This window comes from Pseudomonas neuropathica (genome assembly GCF_051174785.1).
GTDB lineage: Bacteria > Pseudomonadota > Gammaproteobacteria > Pseudomonadales > Pseudomonadaceae > Aquipseudomonas > Aquipseudomonas neuropathica_A.
Genome location: NZ_CP195111.1, coordinates 3042250 through 3066811, shown reverse-complemented (window position 1 = coordinate 3066811; position 24562 = coordinate 3042250). Strand labels below are relative to the sequence as shown.

Here is a 24562-nt window from a genome sequence, read left to right as displayed (position 1 = left end):
CCATGACCCATATCCCGAAAGCGGAATACAGCCGTCGCCGCAAGGCCCTGATGGCGCAGATGGAACCCAACAGCATCGCGATCCTGCCCGCCGCCGCGGTCGCCATTCGCAACCGCGACGTCGAGCACGTCTACCGTCAGGACAGCGACTTCCAGTACCTCAGCGGGTTTCCCGAGCCGCAAGCCGTCATCGTCCTGATGCCGGGGCGCGAGCACGGCGAGTACGTACTGTTCTGCCGTGAACGCAATGCCGAACGCGAGTTGTGGGACGGTTTGCGCGCCGGGCAAGAAGGCGCGATCCGCGACTTCGGTGCCGACGACGCCTTCCCGATTACCGACATCGACGACATCCTCCCGGGCCTGATCGAAGGCCGCGACCGGGTGTATTCGGCGATGGGCAGCAACCCCGAATTCGATCGTCACCTGATGGACTGGATCAACGTGATCCGCTCCAAGGCGCACCTCGGTGCCCAGCCGCCGAACGAATTCGTTGCCCTGGATCATCTGCTCCACGACATGCGTCTGTATAAATCGGCTGCAGAAGTGAAGGTGATGCGCGAAGCCGCACGGATCTCGGCGCAGGCGCATATCCGCGCGATGCAAGCCAGTCGTGCCGGACTTTACGAATACAGCCTCGAAGCCGAACTCGATTACGAATTCCGCAAGGGCGGGGCGAAAATGCCCGCGTACGGCTCGATCGTCGCCGCCGGGCGCAACAGCTGCATCCTGCATTACCAGCAGAATGACGCGCTGCTCAAGGACGGCGACCTGGTCTTGATCGACGCCGGTTGCGAAATCGACTGCTACGCCAGCGACATCACCCGCACCTGGCCGGTCAACGGCAAGTTTTCGCCCGAGCAGAAAGCGATTTACGAATTGGTGCTGGCTTCGCAAGAAGCCGCATTCGCCGAAATCGCCCCGAACAAGCATTGGAATCAGGCGCACGAAGCCACGGTTCGAGTGATTACCACAGGGCTGGTGAAACTCGGTTTGCTGCAAGGCGAGGTCGACGAGTTGATTGCGAGCGAAGCCTACAAAGCTTTCTACATGCACCGCGCCGGTCACTGGCTGGGCATGGATGTACACGACGTCGGCGAATACAAGGTCGGCGGCGAATGGCGCGTGCTGGAAGTCGGCATGGCGCTGACCGTGGAGCCGGGCATCTACATCGCCCCGGACAATCAGAACGTCGCGAAGAAATGGCGCGGCATTGGCGTGCGTATCGAGGATGACGTGGTGGTGACCAAAACCGGTTGTGAAATCCTCACCCACGGTGTGCCGAAGACCGTCGCCGACATCGAAGCGCTGATGGCGCAAGCAAGGACACACGCGGCATGAGTCGAATCAATCTGGCAATCATCGGTGGCGGTCTGGTCGGCGCCAGTCTGGCGTTGGCTTTGCAGGCCGGAGCCAAGGCGCGTGGCTGGAAGATCGTGCTGATCGAGCCGTTTGCCCCCGGCGACAGCTGGCAGCCGAGCTACGACGCACGTTCGTCGGCGTTGTCCTTCGGCTCGCGGCAGATTTATCAACGGCTGGGCGTGTGGCAGGAAATCTCCCGTCGCGCCGAGCCGATCAAACAGATTCACGTTTCCGACCGTGGCCGCTTCTCTACCGCGCGTTTGTCGGCGATGGAAGAGGGTGTGCCAGCGCTCGGTTATGTGGTGGAAAACGCCTGGCTCGGCCAGTGCCTGTGGCAGCACATCGATAAAGACGTGATCAGCTGGCGCTGCCCGGCGGAAGTCACGCGCATGGAACCGCTGCCCGACGGCTATCGCCTGACCCTCAACGACGAAACAACCCTGGAATGCGACCTCGCGGTGCTTGCCGATGGCGGTCGCTCCGGTCTGCGCGAGCAGTTGGGCATCAACGTGCGCAAGCGTCCGTACAACCAGAGTGCGCTCATCGCCAACATCACCCCGAGCGAAGCGCACAACGGCATGGCCTTCGAGCGTTTCACCGACGAAGGGCCGATGGCGCTGCTGCCACTGCCGGAAAACCGCTGCGCTCTGGTCTGGACCCGTTTGGGCATGGACGCGCAACGTCTGGCCGATTTGAGCGAACGCGATTTCCTCAGCGAATTGCAGGGCGTGTTCGGTTATCGCCTCGGCACGCTGAAACAGGTTGGCGCGCGGCATCTTTATCCGCTGACGCTGGTCGAGGCCGAAGAACAAGTGCGTTCGCATCTGGCCGTGCTCGGCAACGCGGCGCATAGCCTGCACCCGATTGCCGGGCAGGGTTTCAATCTGTCGCTGCGGGATGCTGATGCCTTGGCCGCTGCGTTGTTGTCCAGTGAAAAGCCGCTGGGCGACTTCGCCACGTTGCAGGCCTATCGCGAGCGTCAGCGTCTCGATCAGGACCTTACCGTCGGTTTCTCCGATCAGGTCACGCGGCTGTTTGGCAGCACGCAACCGCTGGTTTCGCTGGGGCGTAATATCGGCCTGCTCGGTCTCGATCTGTTGCCGCCGGCCAAGCGTTGGTTTGCTCGTCAGGCCATGGGTTTGGGAACGCGTCCGGATGCTTAAGTGGCTGACCGCAAAATTCGGCAAGGCGCGACTGATGCGCTGGGTGATGACGTTTTACCCGCCGTATCTGGGTGCCGGTGTGCGGGTACGGCATATCAGCGATGACTTCCGCGACGTTCAGGTGTCGATGGGGCTGGGCTGGTACAACCGCAACTACGTCGGCACCCAGTTTGGCGGCAGCCTGTATTCGATGGTCGATCCGTTTTTCATGCTGATGCTCATGGAGAACCTCGGTTCGCGCTACATCGTCTGGGACAAGGCCGCTGACATCGATTTCATTGCGCCGGGCAAAGGCCCGGTGTTCGCCCGCTTCAATATCGACGAGACTTTGCTCGCCGAGATTCGCCGGCAAACCGCCAATGGCGAGAAATACCTGCCGCAGTTGCAGGTCGACATTCATGACGGCGCCGGCAATCTGGTGGCGCGGGTCGGTAAAACTCTTTACGTGCGGCTCAAGCCGCAAGCGAGACAGGCTTAAAGCATGGAAATGCGCGCAGATCTGCTGATTGTCGGAGCCGGAATGGTCGGCAGCGCTTTGGCGTTGGCGTTGCAGGACAGCGGGCTTGAGGTCCTGCTGCTCGACGGCAGCCCGTTGAGCGTCAAACCGTTCGATGCCGACGCCGCGTTCGAACCGCGAGTGAGCGCCTTGTCGGCGGCGAGCCAACGCATTCTCGAACGCCTCGGCGTGTGGGACGGCATCGCCAAACGCCGCAGCAGCCCGTACACCGACATGCATGTCTGGGACGGCAGCGGCACCGGGCAGATCCATTTCTCGGCGAGCAGTGTGCACGCCGAGGTGCTTGGCCATATCGTCGAAAACCGTGTGGTGCAGGATGCCTTGCTCGACCGTTTGCACGATTGCGATCTGGGCATGCTGGCTAACGCTCGATTGGAACAGATGCGCCGCTCTGGTGATGACTGGCTGCTGACGTTGGCTGACGGTCGGCAGTTGCGCGCGCCGTTGGTGATTGCCGCTGACGGTGCCAACTCGGCAGTGCGACGTCTCACCGGTGTGGCGACGCGTGAGTGGGATTACCTGCATCACGCCATCGTTACCAGCGTGCGCAGCAGCAAATCGCATCAGATGACTGCGTGGCAGCGCTTTACCGATCACGGGCCGTTGGCGTTTTTGCCGCTGGAGCGTGACGGGCAGCATGATTGGTGTTCGATCGTCTGGTCGACCACGCCGAGCGAGGCCGAGCGTTTGATGGCGCTGGATGAAGCGGATTTCTGCCGTGAGCTGGAGCGCGCCTTTGAGGGGCGTCTTGGTGAGGTGATCAGTGCTGACCCGCGACTGTGTGTGCCGCTGCGTCAGCGCCATGCCAAACGCTATGTGGCTGAGGGCCTGGCGCTGATTGGCGATGCGGCGCACACCATTCACCCATTGGCGGGGCAGGGGGTGAACCTTGGCTTCCTCGATGCGGCGGTGCTCGCTGAAGTGCTGTTGCAGGCGGCGGAGCGCGGTGAGCGTCTGGCCGATGTGAAGGTGTTGAGCCGTTACGAGCGTCGGCGCATGCCGCACAACCTGGCGCTGATGGCGGCGATGGAAGGGTTTGAGCGGTTGTTTCAGGCCGATCCGTTGCCGGTGAGGTGGTTGCGTAATGCCGGGTTGAAGCTGGTGGAGCAGATGCCCGAAGCGAAAGCGCTTTTTGTGCGGGAGGCTCTCGGGTTGACCGGTGATCTTCCGGCCCTCGCCAAACCCTGACCTCTTCATTGAGGCTGATAGCCCCTTCGCGAGCAAGCTCGCTCCCACATTTGAAATGCATTCCCCTGTAGGAGCTGCCGCAGGGGTGGCGGTCAATCATGCAACATCTGGTAACTCCTTCAAAAAGAGTTCGATTGAGGTGGTAAATGTGAGTCCTTATCATTTAGCCCACATTTCCCGACCGAGAGACCACTCCCATGTTGGCACCCAAGCGTCTTCTGTCCGCACTGGCCCTGACCCTGATCGGCAGTACAACCGCTCAGGCCGCTGATGAGGTGGTGGTTTACTCGTCGCGCATCGATGAGCTGATCAAACCGGTGTTCGATGCCTACACCGCCAAGACCGGGGTGAAGATCAAGTTCATCACCGACAAGGAAGCGCCGCTGATGCAGCGCATCAAGGCCGAAGGTGAAAACGCCACCGCCGACCTGCTGCTCACCGTCGATGCCGGCAACCTCTGGCAAGCCGAGCAGATGGGCATTCTCCAGCCGTTCACCTCGAAAACCATCGACGCCAACATTCCTCTGCAATATCGCTCTTCCAGCCACGCCTGGACCGGCCTGAGCCTGCGTGCGCGGACCATCGCTTACTCCACCGAGCGGGTGAAACCGGGCGAACTGACTACCTACGAAGCACTGGCCGACAAGAACTGGGAAGGGCGCCTGTGCCTGCGCACGGCGAAGAAGGTCTACAACCAGTCGCTGACCGCGACCATGATCGAAGTCCATGGCGCCGAAAAGACCGAGAAGATCCTCAAGGGCTGGGTCAACAACCTGTCCACCGACGTGTTCTCCGATGACGTTGCGGTGCTCGAAGCGATCAATGCCGGGCAGTGCGACGTTGGCATCGTCAACACGTACTACTACGGTCGCCTGCACAAGCAGAAGCCGGAGTTGCCGGTAAAACTGTTCTGGCCGAATCAGGCCGATCGCGGTGTGCACGTGAACCTCTCGGGCATTGGCCTGACCCAGCATGCGCCGCACCCGGAAGCGGCCAAGGCTTTGGTCGAGTGGATGACCACGCCTGAGGCGCAGAAGATTTTCGCTGACGTGAACCAGGAATTCCCGGCCAACCCGGCGGTGGCGCCTTCGGAAGAAGTGGCGGCGTGGGGCAAGTTCATCGCAGATACCTTGCCGGTGGAAGTGGCGGGCAAGCGCCAGGCTGAGGCGATCCGGATGATGGATCGGGCGGGTTGGAATTGAGGCTTTTTCGATAAACTTGTCTGCTTCAAGATCCAGCCCCTCACCCCAGCCCTCTCCCCAAGGGAGAGGGGGAAGGGAGCCGACTTGTAGTGTTTCGAAACCTGAGTTCGACTCGATATCTCAGGTCGATGTAGCTTGCATGAGCACCTCGGTCAGTCCCCTGTTCCTCCGGGAGAGGGAGCCGATCTATGTTGGATTCAAATCCTGAGTTCGACTCGATGTTTCAGGTCGGCGTAATTTCCATAAACTACGCGGTCAGTCCCCTCTCCCTCCGGGAGAGGGTTAGGGTGAGGGCAACAATCCCAACCTGAAACACTCAACCCAAGAACACCCCAATCCCTCCAGAGACCCAAAAGTGGCCCACCCCGCCCAACGCCGCTGGTACCCCATCGTCTTCACCATCGCCGCGCTGGTGCTGTTGCCCCTGAGCGTTCTGCTGCTCTCCTGGCAGACCATCGACCAACAAATCTGGGCGCACCTGTGGGAAACCCAGATGCCACGCCTGCTCGGCAACACCCTGACGCTGGTCGTTGGCGTCGGTGTCGGTGTGACCCTGCTCGGCGTCAGCCTCGCCTGGCTCACCAGCCTCTGCGAATTCCCAGGGCGGCGCTGGCTCGACTGGGCGCTGATGCTGCCCTTCGCCATCCCCGCGTACGTGTTGGCGTTCGTCTTCGTCGGCCTGCTCGACTTCGCCGGTCCCGTACAATCCCTGCTGCGCGAATGGTTCGGCACAGGCCTGCGCCTGCCACGTGTGCGCTCCACCGGCGGGGTGATTATCGTCCTGGTGCTGGTCTTTTATCCCTACGTTTACCTGCTCGCGCGCACGGCGTTCCTCGCCCAAGGCAAGGGCCTGATGGAAGCGGCACGGGTGCTTGGCCAGTCACCGTGGCAAGCCTTCTGGCGCGTCGCGTTGCCGATGGCGCGTCCGGCCATTGGCGCCGGAGTAGCGCTGGCGCTGATGGAAACCCTGGCGGATTTCGGTGCGGTCTCGGTGTTCAACTTCGACACTTTCACCACCGCAATCTACAAAACCTGGTACGGCTTCTTCAGCCTGCCGAGCGCCGCGCAACTGGCCAGCCTGTTGCTGCTGGTGGTGATGCTGGTGCTCTACGGCGAACGTCGTGCACGTGGCGCCAATCGGGCGAGCAACGAGCGGCCACGGGTGAAAGCCCTGTATCACTTGCGCGGGTTCAAGGCCTTCGCGGCGATGAGCTGGTGCGGCCTGGTGTTCGCCTGTGCCTTCGTCATTCCGGTGCTGCAACTGATCGTCTGGTTCTGGCAGCGCGGTCGGTTCGATCTGGATGAACGCTACGCCGGGCTGATCCTGCATACCCTGTATCTGGGCGGCATGGCGGCGCTGATTACCGTAAGCGTTGCGCTGCTGCTGGCGTTTGCCCGGCGCTTGGCGCCGACTCGGGCGATCAACTCCGGCGTCGGTCTGGCCAATCTTGGCTACGCCTTGCCGGGTTCGGTGCTGGCGGTGTCGATAATGCTGGCGTTCAGTTATCTGGATCGTGAACTGGTGATTCCGCTTTCCATTTGGCTGGGTGGCGCCGGTAAGCCGTTGCTGCTCGGCAGTCTGGCGGCGTTGCTGATGGCCTATCTGGTGCGCTTTGTGGCCGTGGCTTATGGACCATTGGAAAGCAGTCTGGCGCGTATACGGCCATCTTTGCCTGAAGCGGCACGTAGCCTGGGTGTCAGTGGGCCGCGACTGTTTTTCAAAGTGTATCTGCCATTGTTGCTGCCTGGCACGCTTAGCGCGGCGTTGCTGGTGTTCGTCGATGTGCTCAAGGAAATGCCCGCGACCCTGCTGATGCGCCCGTTTGGCTGGGATACGCTGGCCGTACGCATCTTTGAAATGACCAGCGAAGGCGAATGGGCACGGGCATCATTGCCAGCGCTGACCCTGGTTCTGGTTGGATTGTTACCGGTCATCGGCCTGATTCGCCGCTCTGCCCATCGAAACACTTAGTAGTGAGTCCTGAATCATGCGGCTACAATGCGCGGCATTCGGTGCGGTTCGTCTGACAGATCTTTTCGCTGAAATTGGCTGAAAGCCTTCTATTCCGAGGCTTTCACGCTGCGCAGCGACTGTCCGCACCTTCGCCACGCCCGGAAGGAGAAACCCATGGGACAGCGTACGCCTCTGTATGACCTGCATCTCGCCCTCGGCGCGAAGATGGTCGATTTTGGCGGTTGGGACATGCCCTTGCATTACGGCTCGCAGGTCGAGGAGCACCACGAAGTGCGCCGCGATTGCGGGGTGTTCGATGTATCCCACATGACCGTGATCGATGTCACCGGCACCCAGGCCAAAGCCTGGCTTCAGCATCTGCTGGCCAATGATGTCGACCGCCTGCACCGCCCTGGCCGTGCGTTGTACAGCACCATGCTCAACGAGCGCGGCGGCATCGTCGATGACATGATCGTCTACCGCCTCGACGATGCGTATCGTCTGGTGTTCAACGCCTCCACCCGCGATCAGGATCTGGCCTGGATGAACACGCAGCGCGGCGATTACGACGTGCAACTGCACGAACGCGCCGAACTGGCGATGCTCGCCATTCAAGGCCCGCAAGCCCGGCACAAGATTGCCGAACTGGTGACCCAGTCCCGCGCAACGCTGATCCAGCACCTCAAACCCTTCGAAGGCTACACCGACGGTGACTGGTTCATCGCGCGTACCGGTTATACCGGTGAAGATGGCCTGGAAATCTGCCTGCCGGCCAGTCAGGCGCCGGGTTTCTTCAACGATCTGGTCGGTGCCGGCATTTCCCCGATCGGCCTCGGCGCCCGTGACACGCTACGCGTCGAAGCGGGGATGAACCTCTACGGTCAGGACATTCATCAAGACGTTTCGCCGCTGGCCTCGAACATGGCCTGGAGCATTGCCTGGGAACCGGCCACGCGTCAGTTCATCGGCCGTGCTGCGCTGGAAGCGGAAAAAGCCGCCGGCGTTGCGCACAAACTGGTCGGTCTGGTGCTGGAAGAGCGCGGTGTTTTGCGTGCTCATCAAGTGGTTCGCATCGCCGATGTTGGCGAAGGGGAGATCACCAGTGGTAGTTTCTCTCCTACGCTAAGCAAATCGATTGCCCTGGCGCGTGTGCCGATGGCCACCGCCGACCGCGCCGAAGTGGAAATCCGTGGCAAGTGGTACCCGGTACGGGTGGTCAAACCGACCTTCGTACGCCATGGCAAAACCTTGATCTAACCTTTTTCCGGCGGGCATGACCGCTGACCCAATTCCCGAGGACACCGAAGATGAGCAATATCCCCGCTGAACTGCGTTTTGCCGAAAGTCATGAATGGGCCCGTCTGGAAGCCGACGGCACCGTCACCGTGGGCATCAGCGATCACGCGCAGGAAGCGCTGGGCGATGTGGTGTTCGTCGAACTGACCGAAGTGGGCAAGGTCTTCGCTGCCGGTGATCAATCCGGAGTGGTCGAGTCGGTGAAAGCTGCTTCCGACATCTATTCGCCGATCAGCGGTGAAGTCATCGCCGTCAATGAAGAGCTGGGCGGTTCGCCAGAGCTGTTGAACTCCGACCCGTACGGCGCGTGGATCTTCAAGCTCAAGCCAAACGACAAGGCTGAGCTGGACAAGCTGCTGGATGCTGCCGCTTACAAGGCTGCCATCGGCGAGTAAGCGTTAAGCAAAGACCCAAAGCCCCGACTCGTCGGGGCTTTTTTTTTAGGATCAAAAGATCGCAGCCTTCGGCAGCTCCTACAGGAGGATGGTGTACATCTTGTAGGAGCTGCCGAAGGCTGCGATCTTTTGATCTTCAAGGGCACTGCTATGCTGGTTTGACCGTGTTGCATTGACGCCGAGCGCCAGCCAAGAGAGAGCCCGTCATGTCCCAGTTGCCGTCCCTGAGCCAGTTACGCGATCCCGACGCTTTTCTGCGCCGCCACCTCGGTCCCGACGCCGCCGAACAGCAGGCGATGCTCGACAGCCTCGGCCTCGGTAGTCGAATCGAACTGATCGAGAAAACGGTGCCGCCAGGCATTCGCTTCAATCGCGCGCTCGACCTGCCACCCGCGCTGGATGAACAAGCCGCGCTGGCCAGACTGCGCAGTTACGCCGAGCAGAATCAGGTCTGGACCAGCCTGATCGGCATGGGCTACCACGGCACCCTGACGCCAACCGTCATCCTGCGCAATGTGCTGGAAAATCCCGGCTGGTACACCGCGTACACGCCGTATCAACCCGAGATCGCGCAGGGCCGACTCGAAGCGCTGCTGAATTTTCAGCAACTGACCATCGACCTCACCGGTCTCGAGTTGGCCAACGCCTCGCTGCTCGATGAAGCGACGGCAGCGGCGGAAGCCATGGCGCTGGCCAAGCGCGTCGCGAAGTCGAAGAGCAATCTGTTTTTTGTCGATGAGAACTGTCATCCCCAGACCATTTCCGTGGTGCAGACCCGCGCGGAAGGTTTCGGCTTCGAGCTCATCATCGATGCTGTGGATAACTTGAAACAGCATCAGGTGTTCGGTGCGTTGTTGCAGTATCCCGACACCCACGGCGAGATTCACGATCTGCGGCCCTTGATCGATCATCTGCATGCGCAGCAGGCGCTGGCCTGCGTCGCGACGGATTTGTTGAGTCTGTTGTTGCTGACGCCGCCGGGCGAATTGGGCGCGGATGTGGTGTTCGGTTCGTCTCAACGATTCGGCGTGCCCATGGGTTACGGCGGCCCGCATGCGGCGTTCTTTGCCAGCCGTGAGGAATACAAACGGGCGATTCCGGGACGGATCATCGGCGTGTCGAAGGACGCTCGGGGTAACGTCGCATTGCGCATGGCTCTGCAAACCCGCGAACAACATATTCGTCGTGAGAAGGCCAATTCGAACATCTGCACCGCACAAGTCCTGCTGGCCAACATCGCCAGTTTCTACGCGGTCTATCACGGCCCGGAAGGCTTGAAGCGCATCGCCCAGCGCGTCCATCGGCTGACCTGCATTCTGGCAGCGGGACTTGAGCGAAAAGGCATCAACCGGGTCAATGCGCAGTTTTTCGACACGCTGACGCTGGACGTCGGCGGTACGCAAACGGCGATCATCGAAAGCGCTCAAGCCGCACAGATCAACCTGAGAATTCTCGGCCGTGGACGGGTAGGCCTAAGCCTCGATGAGACAAGCGATGAAAGTACCGTGGCCAAGCTGTTCGATGTACTGCTCGGTGCCGATCATGGATTGAACGTCGACGAACTTGATGCTGAAGCGCTCGTTTCCGGCATCCCCGACAGCCTCCAGCGCGAAACACCCTACCTGCGCCATCCGGTCTTCAACGCCCATCACAGCGAAACCGAGATGCTGCGCTATCTCAAACAACTGGAGAACAAGGATCTGGCGCTCAACCAGTCGATGATTCCGCTGGGCTCCTGCACCATGAAACTCAATGCCACCAGCGAAATGATTCCGATCACCTGGCCGCAGTTCGCCAACCTGCATCCGTTCGTGCCGCGTGAGCAGGCGGTCGGTTACACGCTGATGATCGAAGAGCTGGAGCGCTGGCTGTGCGCAATCACCGGGTTCGATGCGATCTGCATGCAGCCCAACTCCGGCGCTCAGGGCGAATACGCCGGTCTGCTGGCGATCCGCAAGTATCACGAGAGCCGTCAGCAGGGTGCGCGGGATATCTGCCTGATTCCGTCCTCGGCCCACGGCACCAACCCGGCCTCGGCGCAGATGGTCGGTTTACGGGTGGTGATCGTTGAGTGCGACGAGGCCGGTAACGTTGATCTCGATGACTTGAAAGCCAAGGCCGCCGAGGCCGGGACGAAACTGTCCTGCCTGATGGCGACCTATCCTTCGACCCACGGCGTGTACGAAGAGGGCATCAGTGAAATCTGCGAAGTTATCCACCAGCACGGCGGTCAGGTGTACATGGATGGCGCCAACCTCAATGCGCAGGTCGGTTTGGCACGCCCGGCAGACATCGGCGCCGATGTTTCGCACATGAATCTGCACAAGACCTTTTGCATTCCCCATGGCGGCGGCGGACCGGGTATGGGACCGATTGGCGTGCGCGCGCATTTGGCGCCGTTCGTGGCTAACCACCCGGTGGTGCCGATTGACGGGCCGCAACCGCAGAACACAGCGGTCAGCGCGGCACCGTGGGGCAGTGCGAGCATTCTGCCGATCAGCTGGATGTACATCGCCATGATGGGCCCGCAACTGGCGGACGCCAGCGAGGTGGCGATTCTTGCGGCGAATTACCTGTCGCAGCATTTATCCGGCGCGTTCCCGGTGCTCTATACCGGGCGCAACGGGCGTGTGGCTCACGAATGCATTCTCGATCTGCGGCCATTGAAGGCGCTGACCGGGATCAGTGAAGAGGACGTCGCCAAGCGTCTGATGGATTACGGCTTCCATGCGCCGACCATGTCCTTCCCGGTGCCGGGGACCTTGATGGTCGAGCCGACCGAGAGTGAATCCAAGGCCGAACTGGATCGGTTTATCGTCGCAATGTTGAGCATTCGTGCGGAAATCACTGAGGTGCAGAACGGCAACTGGCCGGCCGAGGACAACCCGCTGAAACGGGCACCGCATACCCTGGCGGATGTCACCGGAGTCTGGGAGCGGCCGTACAGCATCGAGCAGGGCATCACCCCGGATGCCCACACCAAGGCGCACAAATATTGGCCGGCGGTGAATCGGGTGGATAACGTTTACGGCGATCGCAATCTGTTCTGCGCCTGCGTCCCGGTCGATGATTACCGCTGATTTCCCGGCAAGCATACCTTCCCCTGTGGGAGCGAGCCTGCTCGCGAAAGCGGTGATACAGTCACCGAAAATGTTGAGTGAAAGATTGCCTTCGCGAGCAGGCTCGCTCCCACAGGGTTATGGGGGTGGTTCTGAAATCCGGGCAAAAAAATGCCGCTCATTTGAGCGGCATTTTTTGTTACTCGGACGCTACGGCGTTTTTCGCCAGAATCGCATTCGCCAATTCCATATCGGTCGCCTGGAGGCCCGGATTGTCGGCGCGGACTTTCTGCATCGCCGCTTCCAGATACGGCCCGCGAATGCCGCCGTCACTGGCAACGAAGCTGCCGGCATCGTCCTGTGCGGCGATGATCAGCTTGTGATCCTTGAAGGTCAGATAGGTCGAACCGGTGGTGGCACCGGACGAGATGACGTTACGCCAAAAGCTGTCCGCCATGGCCGAACCAACGGGAAGGGACAGCAAGGCCAGTGTGGCGACAGCAAGTTTGAGACGCATGATGAGATGACTCCTGGGGGTTAACTACGGCGTTGGATTGCCAATCCCCCGATCCAGTTCCGTGCTGGATTATTTCTGCTCGCTCTGCGGCGTCACCCGCAGTACTTCCTCTACCGTTGTCAGCCCTGCCGCGACTTTCTGCGCGCCGGACAGACGCAGGCTGCGCATTCCTTCCTTGAACGCCTGCCGCCGAATGGCGGTGAGGTCGGTATCCGGGGTGATGAAGGCTTTGAGGCTGTCGCTCAATTGCATGATTTCGTAGACCCCGGCGCGGCCGCGATAGCCGGTATCGCGACACTCCACGCAACCAATGGCACGTTGCGCGTTGTTCGGCAACGGTGCCTGCCAGGGCCGGGTCAGAGTCTGCCAGTCCTCCTCTTCCAGCGTCAGCGGTGCCTTGCAATGCGGGCACAAGGTGCGCACCAAACGCTGGGCCATGACCCCGAGCACGGTGGCTTTGATCAGGTAATGCGGCACGCCGAGTTCGAGCAGGCGGCTGATCGCGCTGGGGGCGTCGTTGGTGTGCAGCGTCGACAGCACCAAGTGCCCGGTGAGCGCGGCCTGAATCGCCATTTCAGCGGTTTCCAGGTCGCGGATCTCGCCGATCATGATGATGTCCGGGTCTTGCCGCATCAGTGCGCGCACCCCGGCGGCGAAGCTCAGGTCGATGTTGTGCTGCACCTGCATCTGGTTGAACGCCGGCTCGACCATTTCGATCGGGTCTTCGATGGTGCAGAGGTTGACCTCAGGCGTCGCCAGTTTTTTCAGCGTGGTGTACAGCGTGGTGGTCTTGCCCGAGCCGGTCGGCCCAGTGACCAGAATGATGCCGTTGGGCTGACGCGTCATGTCCTGCCAGCGGCGCAGGTCGTCGGCGGAAAAACCCAGTTGATCAAAATCCTTGAGCAGCACTTCCGGGTCGAAAATCCGCATGACCATTTTTTCGCCGAACGCGGTGGGCAGCGTTGAAAGCCTCAGCTCGACTTCGCCGCCATCCGGGGTCTTGGTCTTGACCCGGCCATCCTGGGGTTTGCGCTTCTCGGCGACGTTCATCCGCCCGAGGCTTTTCAGGCGACTGACAATCGCCATGGTCACCTGCGGCGGGAATTGATAGACGTTGTGCAATACGCCGTCGATGCGAAAACGCACGGTGCCTTGCTCGCGGCGCGGTTCGATATGGATATCGCTGGCGCGCTGCTGGAAGGCGTACTGGAACAGCCAGTCGACGATGTTGACGATGTGTGCGTCGTTGGCGTCCGGCTCCTGATCGCTGGCGCCGAGGTTGAGCAGCTGTTCGAAATTGCCGAGATTGCCGCCCTGAGCGTCGGCATTGCTGGCGCCGCTGACCGATTTGGCCAAGCGGAAGAACTCGACGCTGAAACGCTGGATATCCGCCGGATTGGCCACCACTCGCTTGATCGGCAGTTTCAATACGTGGGTGAGATCGGCCTCCCAGCCGGTGACATAAGGCTGGCCGCTGGCGACAGTCACCGCGTCACGGTCGACCGCCACGGCGAGAATCTTGTGCCGTTGCGCAAAGGCGTAAGACATTAACGGCGTGATCGCGGCGACGTTGATTTTCAACGGATCGATGCGCAGGTACGGCTGACCGGCCTGTTGCGCCAGCCACAGGGTCAGGCTTTCCAGGTCGAGGTGTTTGCCTGGCCGGCTGAGGTCGTCAAGTTGCTGGCTGGCGATGAACTCCAGCGGATGCATCTGACCGTGGGCGGCGTGGCGCCGGCGGGCATTCAGAGCCTGCTCGGCCGAGTCCTGGCAGATAAAGCCTTGGGCGACCAGCTCACGCAACACCTCGTTGAGTTCCAGCCAGCGGTCCTGAGTGGCAAGTTGAACGGACATGCGGGCTTCCTTTTGAGCGACAGTGCGCAAAAGGATAGTCGTGGCCCCGCAGACCGTTGGGCCACTACCCGACGAAGCCGTTGCCGGACTTGTCAGCCGGCCGCTTGCGCAGGCGCATCCCAAGCGCTGTCGGCGCTCTGCAGGTTCACCGAGCAGACGCTGATCAGGTTACGAAGTTTTTCTGCGATCACTTGTGCACGGTGCCAGCTCAACCCGCCCATAACCAGGTCGATCGACAGCAGATCGTCCATGCGCTGCACGTTGACCTGCTCGGGCGTGAGGAACTGCAGGGCGAACAGGTTAAGCACCCGCACCAGCAAGTCCGGCTCAGCCTCGGCAAGAATCTGATACTGCGCCAGGCAATGGGCGTTGCTGACGTTCCAGACATCGGCACGGGTGGGCGTTGTGGTGACGGCTTCAAGGTGCGGCATGACGAGTCTCCAAAATTTCTGGAGGAATTTTTACATTCGGCGTGGGGTATTTCTTGGCTATGATCGGCGTTAATGACGGCTGATCTAAAAGATCAATTCGCATAATCAAGTTATTGAGGTTTTTCTATGCACAGCGAGCTGGACAGCTACGACCGCAAGATTCTCGCCCTGCTGCAAGAGGACGCTTCGCTCTCGAGTGCGCAGATCGCCGAGCAGGTCGGCTTGTCGCAATCACCGTGCTGGCGGCGGATTCAGCGGATGAAGGAGGAGGGGATCATTCGCGGCCAGGTGACTTTGCTCGATCGCAAGAAGATCGGCCTGAATACGCAGATCTTTGCCGAGATCAAACTCAACGCACACGGGCGTTCGAACTTCACTGAGTTCACCGAAGCGATTCGCGGCTTTCCGGAAGTGCTGGAGTGTTATGTGCTGATGGGCGCGGTGGATTTTTTACTGCGGATTGTCGCGGCGGACATCGAGGCGTATGAGCGGTTCTTCTTCGAGAAACTGTCGCTGGTGCCGGGGATTCAGGAAGTGAATTCGATTGTGGCGTTGTCGGAGATCAAGTCCACCACCAGCCTGCCGGTTTGACGCAAGGCAGCTGGCCTCTTCGCGAGCAGGCTCGCTCCCACAGGGGATTGCATTCCAATGTGGGAGCGAGCCTGCTCGCGAAAGCGGTATTACATGCGCAGCAGCATTTTCCAGGCACGATTCTGGTAAACCGCAATCGCCTGCTGCTTGCGTGCGTCGAGCAGTTCGTCAGTGATCGTCGGTTCGTTGGCCAGTTGCGCCAGCTTGTTCAGCTCGCCGTACAGACGATCCATTTCCGGGATCTCCAGCACGTCGCGTGCGTGGTGCAGCCAGACCTGAATACGCTCGATACGCGGCAGTTGTTCAGCCAGATCTTCCGGCTGTTGCTGATAACGCTGCAATTGCAGAGCCGTGGCTTCTTCGCCCAATGTGCGCGGCAACCAGCTGTGCAGCTGCGCACCACCCTGACGGTTGCCACGCACGTTACGCTCGGCGGTCCAGGTGCGGGCCAGCAACCAGCGCGACGTGGTCAGCGAGAACAGGCCCCAGCGCGGATCTTCGAGTTCTTCGAGGAACTGCTCTGGCGCAGCTTTGCGCACGTCTTCGTCTTCGATCCCGGCCTGCACCAGCGGGCGCCAGTCTTCCAGCAACGCATCCAGGGCAACGCGCAAGTCGTGGGTCGACTGACGCGGCGCGGCCTGGCCGAGGCTGCTGAGCAGGGCGCGCATTTCGGCGAGGTTCTCGACCCAGTCGAGCAACAGGCGCCAGTGGCCGTTGAAGCGATATTGTTCAGCCAGACGCTGGCTGCTGCCGAGCAAGTGCCAGCTCAGCGCAGCAAAGGCGTCGTCGAGCTGGGTTTCCGGGGTCAGCTCTGGCGCCGGCAGGCTCAGCGAGTAACTGTTGGCGTCGTACAGACGATAGCCACGTTCAGCCTTGCTGATGTCGCACGGCATCAGCGCCAGGGTTTCCGCCAGTTCGGCAGCCAGTTCCAGCAGCGCGGCAGGCTCGCCTTCGCGTAGTTCCAGTTCCAGTTCGCAGATTTCTTCTTTCTGCTTGCCGACGACAACATGACCGAGATCCAGCGCGGCTTCGATAACCACTTTGGATTTGCCACGACCCCAGGCGATTTCGGCGCGTTCGCGGACGAAATCAGTGGTGAAGATCGGCTTGAGGGTTTTCTTGTCCAACTCGGCCAGCGACTCGGGCCAGCATTCGCCGTCGAGTTTCTTCACGTCGAGCTTGGCTTTGGGCAACTTCCAGTCGTATTCATTACGCTCGGACAGGCCGGCGACGCTCTGGCCACGGGTCTTGAGGGTCTGAATCACTTCGTCACCGTCCTTGCGCAGGCGCAGGGCAACTTTGGCCTGAGCCAGATCGCGTTCGGGGGTGTCGAAGTACTGGTTCATCAACTCACGGCGTTCCCAGCCACTTTTGTTGCGTTTTTTCAGTAACGGGTGCTCGCGCAGGGCCGCGAGGGTTTCGCGGCTGACGCGGAGTTTGATTTCGGTTTCTTTCTGCATGGCCGGAAAATCCAGGATCGGGAGCGCAGCCGGGGAATATGTGGCTGCCAAGGCCGTGCAGTGTACAGGACTGATTCGTCCTACGCCCTGCGACGGTTTATTCCTGACGCCGGATGGCTCTATGATGGACTTCAAATCGGGAGTTGGAGTCAGCGATGCCTTTGCCGTCCATGCAAGACCAGTTCGCTGCGCTGATCGCCGCGCCATCGGTCAGCTGTACCCAACCGAACCTCGACCAATCCAACCGCGCGGTGATCGATTTGCTCGCCGGCTGGCTGGGGGATCTGGGTTTCAGCTGCGATATCCAGCAGGTCAGCCCCGGCAAATTCAACCTGCTCGCCAGTTTCGGCAGCGGCCCCGGCGGGCTGGTGCTGGCCGGACACAGCGACACGGTGCCGTACGACGATGCGTTGTGGCAGACCGATCCGCTGAAACTCACCGAAGTCGATGGCCGCTGGGTTGGTCTGGGCAGTTGCGACATGAAAGGTTTCTTCGCGCTGATCATCGAAGCGGTGCTGCCGCTGCTCGATCAGCCGTTCAAGCAGCCGCTGTTGATCCTTGCCACCTGTGATGAAGAAAGCTCGATGTCCGGCGCCCGCGCACTGGCCGAGGCCGGGCAGCCGCTGGGGCGCGCGGCGGTGATCGGCGAGCCGACCGGGCTCAAACCGATCCGCATGCACAAAGGCATCATGATGGAGCGCATCGATATCCTCGGGCAGAGCGGCCATTCGTCGGATCCGCGTCTGGGCCACAGTGCCCTTGAAGCCATGCACGATGCGATTGGCGAACTGCGCGGTCTGCGCCTGTTGTGGCAGCGTGAATTCAACAATCCGCAGTTCAGCGTGCCGCAACCGACGATGAACTTCGGGTGCATCCATGGTGGCGACAACCCCAACCGTATTTGTGGCCAGTGTTCGCTGGAATTCGATTTGCGGCCGCTGCCAGGCATGGACCCGAAAGTCCTGCGCGCGGAGATTCTGCGCAAGCTCAATCCGGTCGCCGAACGCCACCAAGTGAAGATTGATTACAAACCGCTGTTCCCGGAAGTGCCGCCATTCGAGCAGGATGAAGACGCCGAACTGGTGCGCATCGCCGAAAAGCTCACCGGTCACAGTGCCGAAGCAGTGGCGTTCGGCACCGAAGCGCCTTATCTTCAGCGCCTTGGCTGCGAAACCATCGTGCTTGGCCCCGGCGACATTGCCTGTGCGCATCAACCCGGTGAGTACCTTGAAATGTCACGTTTGCAGCCTACCGTGCATCTACTACGGCAACTGATTGAACATTACTGCCTGACAGCTGACGAACGATGATCAACCCCTGTGGGAGCGAGCCTGCTCGCGAAAGCGCCAGTTCAGACATCTCGATGTCGCCTGATACACCGCTTTCGCGAGCAAGCTCGCTCCCACAGGGGTATGTGTTTTATCCGATCGAACGCTGTAAATTGCCAGCATCCCAACCCGTATTCATGAGGAGAGCGCGCGTGTCGCCAAGCCTGTTCCGACGATAACCATCAGCCCGCTGTGCGTTTTCCGTTTCGCCCCTTTTTAGGCTGCTATTTATTACAGGCCCAGGTTCATGCCCGAATACGTTAATTGGCTTCGTCACGCGTCCCCTTACATCAATGCCCACCGCGACTGCACCTTCGTCGTCATGCTGCCCGGCGACGGCGTTGAGCATCCGAATTTCGGCAACATCGTCCACGACCTCGTCCTGCTGCACAGCCTCGGCGTGCGCTTGGTGCTGGTGCACGGTTCGCGTCCACAGATCGAAACCCGCCTCGCCGCCCGTGGCCTGACCCCGCATTACCACCACGGCATGCGCATCACCGATGCGGCAACGCTGGAGTGTGTGATTGATGCCGTTGGCCAGTTACGCATTGCCATCGAAGCGCGGCTGTCGATGGACATGGCTTCGTCGCCGATGCAAGGCTCGCGTCTGCGCGTAGCCAGCGGCAACCTTGTTACCGCGCGGCCGATCGGCGTGCTGGAAGGCGTCGACTATCACCACACCGGCGAAGTACGCCGGGTCGACCGCAAAGGCATCAACCGTCTGCTCGATGAGCGTTCCATCGTGCTGCTGTCGCCGCTGGGTTATTCGCCGACCGGTGAAATCTTTAACCTCGCCTGCGAAGACGTCGCCACCCGCGCCGCCATCGATCTGGGTGCAGATAAACTGCTGCTGTTTGGCGCCGACCTTGGTCTGATCGACGAGAATGGCAAACTGGTGCGTGAGTTGCGTCCACAGCAAGTGCCGGCGCATTTGCAGCGTCTGGGCAGCAACTATCAGGCGGAACTGCTCGATGCCGCCGCCGAAGCTTGCCGTGGCGGCGTGGCGCGCAGCCATATCGTCAGTTACGCCGAAGACGGCGCACTGTTGACCGAGCTGTTCACCCGTGATGGTGGCGGTACGCTGGTGGCGCAGGAGCAGTTCGAACTGGTCCGCGAGGCAGCGATTGAAGACGTCGGCGGTTTGCTCGATTTGATCAGTCCGCTGGAAGAACAGGGGATTCTGGTGCGTCGTTCGCGCGAAGTGCTGGAGCGCGAGATCGAGCAGTTCAGCGTGGTCGAGCGTGAAGGCATGATCATCGCCTGTGCGGCGCTGTATCAGATTGCCGATTCCGATGCCGGTGAGCTGGCGTGTCTGGCGGTGAATCCGGAGTACCGCCATGGCGGTCGCGGTGATGAGTTGCTTGAACGCATTGAAACCCGTGCAAGGGCGCAGGGTTTGAAGACCTTGTTCGTCCTCACCACGCGCACCGCGCACTGGTTCCGCGAGCGTGGGTTCGAGCCGAGCAGCGTTGAACGCCTGCCGGCGGCGCGGGCGTCGCTGTACAATTATCAGCGCAATTCAAAGATCTTCGAAAAAACCCTTTAACCGCGTTGCTCCATTCGCGAGCAGGCTCGCTCCCACATTTGTTCAATGAACCCATGTGGGAGCGAGCCTGCTCGCGAAGCTTTATTGCGCCACGAATTTCGCGCTGACGTACGGCGAATAATCCGGCAGCACCGTCTCAACCTTGCCCTGTTCCTTCAAAAACTTCGCCGTCGCGCCAATCGCTTTCGCCGTGCCGCCGTCCAGCAGCGCCGTGGTTTGCTGCGCCTTGGCGTCCGGGAACGCTGAACCTGCGAGCAACTCCGGCACATCGGCGGCATTGGCACCGGTCAGTTTGGCGATTTTCTGTACCGGTACCGAGTCAGCCGTCCAGCTGTCTTTATGCGCCGCGTAATCGGCAAATGAATCCAGCGTGACCTTGGCGAATTTCGCTACGACGTCAGGATGCTTCTCGGCGAAATCCTTGCGCGCCACCCAGACTTCGAAGGTCGGCGCGCCCCACTGACCGACCTGTGCGGCATCGGTCAGGGTCTTGCCGGTCTTGCGGATTTCCCCCAGCGCCGGCGACCAGACAAATGCGCCATCGATATCGCCACGCTTCCACGCCGCTGCGATCTCTGCTGGTTGCAGGTTCACCACTTTGACTTTCGAGCTATCCAGCCCCCAATGCTTGAGTGCGCCGAGCAGGCTGTAGTGGGAGGTGGAAACGAAGGGTGTAGCGATGGTCTTGCCGACCAGATCCTGCGGCGTGTTGATACCGCTGCCATTGCGCACCACTAGCGCTTCGGCGGCATTGATCTGCGCCGAAACGATGAACGCCACAATCGGCAGATTGCGCGAAGCGGCAGCGGCCAATGGGCTGGAACCGAGGTTGCCGATCTGCACGTCACCGGAAGCAATGGCTGTCACAACTTCCGGGCCACTGTTGAAGCGGCGCCAGTCGATTTTCTCGCCGATGGTTTTCTCGTAAACGCCGTCGGCCTGCGGGACTTTGCTCGGGTCGATACCGGTTTGATAGCCGACGGTGAGGTTGGCGGCGTGAGCAGAAAAACTAATCATCGCTGACACACAAACTGTAACAAATTGACTAGATAGTGCGCGTTTGGCCATCATGGCGTCGCCTTTTCGATAGGGTTTGACGATTCGGGGTTGCGCCAAAGCTAATCGATATAAAAAAAGGCTAACAAATACCATTTAGGAATGAGCTTAGTCGCCGATACGCTGTTTCCCGGCGGAGGTGGCACGATACTGGCCATATTCCGAAATGATATGAAAAAGAATGAATAAATTCTTTTTGGGTTTATCAGGAAATCTTTACTCTGCACGGACCAAATCACTGCGATTAGACCTTGGTCGTAGACACACAAGGTTACGATTGACTTGTCAGTCACGGTCTGGCGCTAATCGCGCATCTTAGGACTCAGGGCATCAGACCCCGGGCCAGGAACACAAGAATTAGAAACGAGAGGAGCTTTACATGAACAAGTCCACCTTGGCCCTGGCTGTGGCCGTAGGGGTTATGGCGCAGCAGGCAGGCGCCGCCGGTTTCATCGAAGACAGCAAAGCTACTTTGGGGCTGCGTAACTTCTACATCAACACTGATAACCGTAGCGGAACAAACGAACCAAGCCGCAACGAAGAGTGGGGCCAAGGCTTCGATCTGCGTTTCATTTCCGGCTATACCCAAGGCACCGTTGGTTTTGGTATCGACGCGATCGGCCTGCTGGGCGTACGTCTGGATTCGGGCGGCGGCACCAACGGCAACGTTACCGCTGATGGCAAACCTGGCCCCGCTTACGGCGGCACTGTTTTCCCAAGCGAATCCAACGGTCAGGCAGTTGATAACTTCTCCAGCCTGGGCCTGACGGCCAAAGCCAAGATCTCCCAGACTGAACTGAAGCTGGGTACCCTGCAGCCGAAGAACCCGGTCATCGTGACCAACGACGGTCGTCTGCTGCCACAAACCTGGCAGGGTGGTCAGATCACTTCCGGCGATATCAAGGACCTGACCCTGGTCGGTGGTCAGATCGAGCACGCCAAAGGGCGTAACTCCAGCAACAATGAACAGCTGTCTATCAACGGCGCGGCACCGCGTACCGTTAACAGCAACAAGTTCATCTACGCCGGTGGTGACTACAAAATCACCAAAGACCTGACTGCCCAGTACTACTACGGCAACCTGGAAGATTTCTACAAGCAACACTTCCTGGGTCTGGTTCACAACTGGGCAATCGGCCCGGGCGTGCTGAAGTCTGACTTCCGTTACTTCAACAGCTCCGACGACGGCGCCAACGGCAACACCCCTGCTTACTTCAGCAGCGGTAACTATTCCGGTGTTGCCAGCGGTCGCGGTAAAGTCGACAACAACCTGTACAGCGGCCTGTTCCTGTACACCGTTGCAGGTCACACCTTCGGTGGTGGCTACCAGGTTTCCAACGGCAGCAGCGACTTCCCTTGGCTGAACCAGGGTGACGGCTCGTCGAACTACACCATCACCGACATGCAGATTCAGAAGTTCGGCCGTGCCGGCGAACGTACCTGGCAAGCTCGCTACTCGTATGACTTCGCCAAAGTCGGCGTACCAGGCCTGACCGCTGGTATGGTTTACCTGCGTGGCGACAACATCGACACCGTTACTTCCCGCGGTCTTGAAAACGGTAATGGCGACTCCGAGTGGGAACGTGACCTGACTATCGGTTACGTCGTACCGGAAGGCCCGCTGAAAAACGTTGGCTTCATGTGGAAAAACGCTACCTGGCGTACCAACATCGCTGGCGTTCGCGACCAGGACGAAAACCGCCTGATCCTCAGCTACTCGATCCCGCTGCTGTAATAGCGAGTTCCTGCACCTGATGTAAAAAAAGCCCCGTCCGGCATCGCGCCGGACGGGGCTTTTGCGTTTTCGAGTCAGGCCCACCCCCGTAAGCCCTCCCCGAATTTCCCTCTTTACAGCAACTCAAGGCCTTCTCGAACCTTGCTAGCGATGTTCGTCGGGATGCCTGCTAGCGTCCAGTGAACAGAAGTTTAATATTCACTAATGATCTAGATATCTAGTTATTTATTCTTTTTAACGATGGCAAATCCCGAGCTACAGTTGAGGTCTCGAACAACTCATCAGGAGCAGCACCATGAGCCTCAGACTCGGCGACATCGCCCCCGATTTCGAACAGGATTCCAGCGCCGGCAAGATTCGTTTTCACGAATGGCTGGGCGATAGCTGGGGCGTGCTGTTCTCCCACCCGGCGGACTTCACTCCGGTGTGCACCACTGAGCTGGGCTTCACCGCCAAGCTCAAGGATGAGTTCAGCAAGCGCGGCGTCAAAGCCATCGCACTGTCGGTCGATCCGGTGGACTCGCACCACAAGTGGATCGAAGACATCAACGAAACCCAGAACACTATCGTCAACTTTCCGATCCTGGCCGATGCCGATCGCAAGGTGTCCGATCTGTATGACCTGATCCACCCGAATGCCAACGACACGCTGACCGTGCGTTCGCTGTTCGTGATCGATCCGAACAAGAAGATTCGCCTGACCATCACCTACCCGGCAAGCACCGGGCGCAACTTCCACGAGATTTTGCGGGTGATCGATTCGCTGCAGCTCACCGACAACTACAAGGTGGCCACCCCGGCCAACTGGCAGGACGGTGAAGAGGTGGTGATTGTGCCGTCGCTCAAGGATGAAGACGAAATCAAAAAGCGCTTTCCGAAGGGCTATCGCGCGGTGAAACCGTACCTGCGCCTGACGCCACAGCCGAATAAGTGAGATTTGCGGTGTAGCCACCACCGCTTTCGCGAGCAGGCTCGCTCCCACAGGTGATCGCATTCCAAATGTGGGAGCGAGCCTGCTCGCGAAGGCGTTAGTCCAGTCACCACGGAACTACTAAGCAGGGGATTTCAGGCCGTTTCGACGGCCTTTTTTTTCGTCTTGAATAACATGAATCTTATATCTCCAAAACGAATAACCAAATGAATAAATATGATTTATGGATATATAAATCAGCTGGTAAGGTCACTCCATCGAAGCGAGATCGCAACCCGCGAATCGCCTGTAATGCTTAAGGAATTGTCTCAATGCTGGTCGTCTCACTCGGTGGCAGTCCCAGCCTGCGCTCCCGTTCCGGAGTGCTGCTGGAGCGCTCGCAACGCTGGTTGCAACAGCAAGGGGTGGAAGTGGTGAGTTATCAGGTGCGGGACTTCCCGGCCGAGGATTTGCTCCATGCCCGCTTCGACAGCCCGAAGGTGCTCGACCTGCTGCAACAAATCGAAAACGCCGACGGCCTGCTGATCGCCACACCGGTTTACAAAGCGTCGTTTTCCGGCGCCCTGAAGACTCTGCTGGATTTGCTGCCCGAGCGCGCCCTGAACCACAAGATCGTCTTGCCGATGGCCACTGGCGGCAGCATCGCCCACATGCTGGTGGTCGATTACGCGCTCAAGCCTGTGCTGTCAGCGTTGAAAGCCCAGGAAATGCTCCAGGGGATTTTCGCCGAGGACAGCCAGATCGCTTACGGCGAAGGCAGTGCCGTAGCGCAACTGGCACCAGCGTTGGAGCAGCGTCTGCATGAAGCGCTGGATCAGTTTGTCGGCGCCATGGCGCGCCGGCCGAAACCGCTGGAACCGGGCCTGTTGAACGAACGTTTGTTGAGTGCTCGCTGGAGCATTTAAGTCTCATCGGAACTTGAAGTACTGGCCTTACTCGCCCGCTAACGGGCAAGCAGGTGCAGCCAAAACCCAACAGCAA

Annotated in this window: 20 protein-coding genes; 15 read left to right on the top strand and 5 right to left on the bottom strand. The window is 60.0% G+C overall.

What is annotated here, in order from left to right:
- Positions 1–2 precede the first annotated feature (2 nt).
- The 9 genes from pepP (at position 3) to gcvP (ending at position 12153) form a co-directional block, all read left to right on the top strand.
- Entirely contained in the window at positions 3–1337 is a 1335-nt protein-coding gene (gene pepP / locus ACRRSD_RS13955; protein WP_435038404.1) for a Xaa-Pro aminopeptidase, read from the top strand.
- Positions 1334–2521 (top strand): 2-octaprenyl-6-methoxyphenyl hydroxylase, encoded by a 1188-nt coding sequence (ubiH, locus tag ACRRSD_RS13950; RefSeq protein WP_134176012.1) that lies wholly within the window; start codon positions 1334–1336, stop codon positions 2519–2521. The genes pepP and ubiH overlap by 4 nt, the downstream gene beginning before the upstream one ends.
- On the top strand, positions 2514–2999 hold the full coding sequence (locus tag ACRRSD_RS13945) for a DUF4442 domain-containing protein (RefSeq protein ID WP_127930175.1): 486 nt from the start codon (positions 2514–2516) through the stop codon (positions 2997–2999). The genes ubiH and ACRRSD_RS13945 overlap by 8 nt, the downstream gene beginning before the upstream one ends.
- A 9-nt stretch (positions 3000–3008) precedes the next feature.
- Complete coding sequence (locus tag ACRRSD_RS13940; RefSeq protein ID WP_435038503.1) at positions 3009–4226, top strand: 2-octaprenyl-3-methyl-6-methoxy-1,4-benzoquinol hydroxylase; 1218 nt, start codon at positions 3009–3011, stop codon at positions 4224–4226.
- A 197-nt stretch (positions 4227–4423) separates the two neighbouring features.
- A complete protein-coding gene (locus ACRRSD_RS13935) occupies positions 4424–5428 on the top strand; it encodes an extracellular solute-binding protein (RefSeq protein WP_435038403.1) in 1005 nt (334 codons plus the stop codon).
- 355 nt (positions 5429–5783) lie between these two features.
- Positions 5784–7400, top strand: a complete 1617-nt coding sequence (locus ACRRSD_RS13930; protein WP_435038402.1) for an ABC transporter permease — start codon at positions 5784–5786, stop codon at positions 7398–7400.
- 156 nt (positions 7401–7556) lie between these two features.
- A complete protein-coding gene (gcvT, locus tag ACRRSD_RS13925; RefSeq protein ID WP_435038401.1) occupies positions 7557–8639 on the top strand; it encodes a glycine cleavage system aminomethyltransferase GcvT in 1083 nt (360 codons plus the stop codon).
- Between the two features lie 50 nt (positions 8640–8689).
- Positions 8690–9073, top strand: a complete 384-nt coding sequence (gcvH, locus tag ACRRSD_RS13920; protein ID WP_435038400.1) for a glycine cleavage system protein GcvH — start codon at positions 8690–8692, stop codon at positions 9071–9073.
- A gap of 206 nt (positions 9074–9279) precedes the next feature.
- Positions 9280–12153, top strand: a complete 2874-nt coding sequence (gene gcvP / locus ACRRSD_RS13915) for an aminomethyl-transferring glycine dehydrogenase (protein WP_435038399.1) — start codon at positions 9280–9282, stop codon at positions 12151–12153.
- A 178-nt stretch (positions 12154–12331) separates the two neighbouring features.
- On the opposite strand, the gene ACRRSD_RS13910 is transcribed toward gcvP, so the two are convergent.
- From ACRRSD_RS13910 to ACRRSD_RS13900, 3 genes are all read right to left on the bottom strand, one after another.
- Positions 12332–12652, bottom strand: coding sequence for a DUF2388 domain-containing protein (locus tag ACRRSD_RS13910; RefSeq protein WP_171057234.1), 321 nt, complete (start codon positions 12650–12652; stop codon positions 12332–12334).
- Positions 12653–12718: 66 nt separating this feature from the next.
- Positions 12719–14503 carry a GspE/PulE family protein gene (locus ACRRSD_RS13905; RefSeq protein ID WP_435038398.1) on the bottom strand — a complete coding sequence of 595 codons (1785 nt, stop codon included), beginning with the start codon at positions 14501–14503 and terminating at the stop codon, positions 12719–12721.
- Between the two features lie 92 nt (positions 14504–14595).
- Entirely contained in the window at positions 14596–14934 is a 339-nt protein-coding gene (locus ACRRSD_RS13900) for a hypothetical protein (protein ID WP_435038397.1), read from the bottom strand.
- A 126-nt stretch (positions 14935–15060) separates the two neighbouring features.
- On the opposite strand from ACRRSD_RS13900, the gene ACRRSD_RS13895 reads away from it, so the two are divergent.
- A complete protein-coding gene (locus ACRRSD_RS13895; protein WP_016983809.1) occupies positions 15061–15525 on the top strand; it encodes an Lrp/AsnC family transcriptional regulator in 465 nt (154 codons plus the stop codon).
- A gap of 89 nt (positions 15526–15614) precedes the next feature.
- Here the strand turns inward: ACRRSD_RS13895 and ACRRSD_RS13890 are convergent, their stop codons facing one another.
- Positions 15615–16985: an inorganic triphosphatase gene (locus ACRRSD_RS13890; RefSeq protein ID WP_435038396.1), complete on the bottom strand. Its 1371-nt coding sequence runs from the start codon at positions 16983–16985 to the stop codon at positions 15615–15617.
- 155 nt (positions 16986–17140) lie between these two features.
- Between ACRRSD_RS13890 and argE the strand changes: the two genes are divergently transcribed.
- Together argE and argA are read left to right on the top strand one after the other, a co-directional pair.
- Positions 17141–18295, top strand: a complete 1155-nt coding sequence (gene argE, locus ACRRSD_RS13885) for an acetylornithine deacetylase (RefSeq protein ID WP_435038395.1) — start codon at positions 17141–17143, stop codon at positions 18293–18295.
- 265 nt (positions 18296–18560) lie between these two features.
- Positions 18561–19859 (top strand): amino-acid N-acetyltransferase, encoded by a 1299-nt coding sequence (argA, locus tag ACRRSD_RS13880; RefSeq protein WP_158961078.1) that lies wholly within the window; start codon positions 18561–18563, stop codon positions 19857–19859.
- A gap of 81 nt (positions 19860–19940) precedes the next feature.
- On the opposite strand, the gene tauA is transcribed toward argA, so the two are convergent.
- Entirely contained in the window at positions 19941–20876 is a 936-nt protein-coding gene (tauA, locus tag ACRRSD_RS13875) for a taurine ABC transporter substrate-binding protein (RefSeq protein ID WP_435038394.1), read from the bottom strand.
- A gap of 418 nt (positions 20877–21294) precedes the next feature.
- Here tauA and ACRRSD_RS13870 point away from each other — a divergent pair, with 418 nt between their 5' ends.
- The 3 genes from ACRRSD_RS13870 to ssuE all read left to right on the top strand — a co-directional run bounded on the left by ACRRSD_RS13870 (position 21295) and on the right by ssuE (position 24486).
- The gene (locus ACRRSD_RS13870) at positions 21295–22650 is read left to right on the top strand and encodes an OprD family porin (protein ID WP_435038393.1); all 1356 of its coding nucleotides are present in this window, start codon (positions 21295–21297) and stop codon (positions 22648–22650) included.
- Positions 22651–22945: 295 nt separating this feature from the next.
- Entirely contained in the window at positions 22946–23584 is a 639-nt protein-coding gene (locus ACRRSD_RS13865; RefSeq protein WP_122604481.1) for a peroxiredoxin, read from the top strand.
- 308 nt (positions 23585–23892) lie between these two features.
- Positions 23893–24486, top strand: a complete 594-nt coding sequence (gene ssuE / locus ACRRSD_RS13860; RefSeq protein ID WP_435038392.1) for an NADPH-dependent FMN reductase — start codon at positions 23893–23895, stop codon at positions 24484–24486.
- Positions 24487–24562 lie beyond the last annotated feature (76 nt).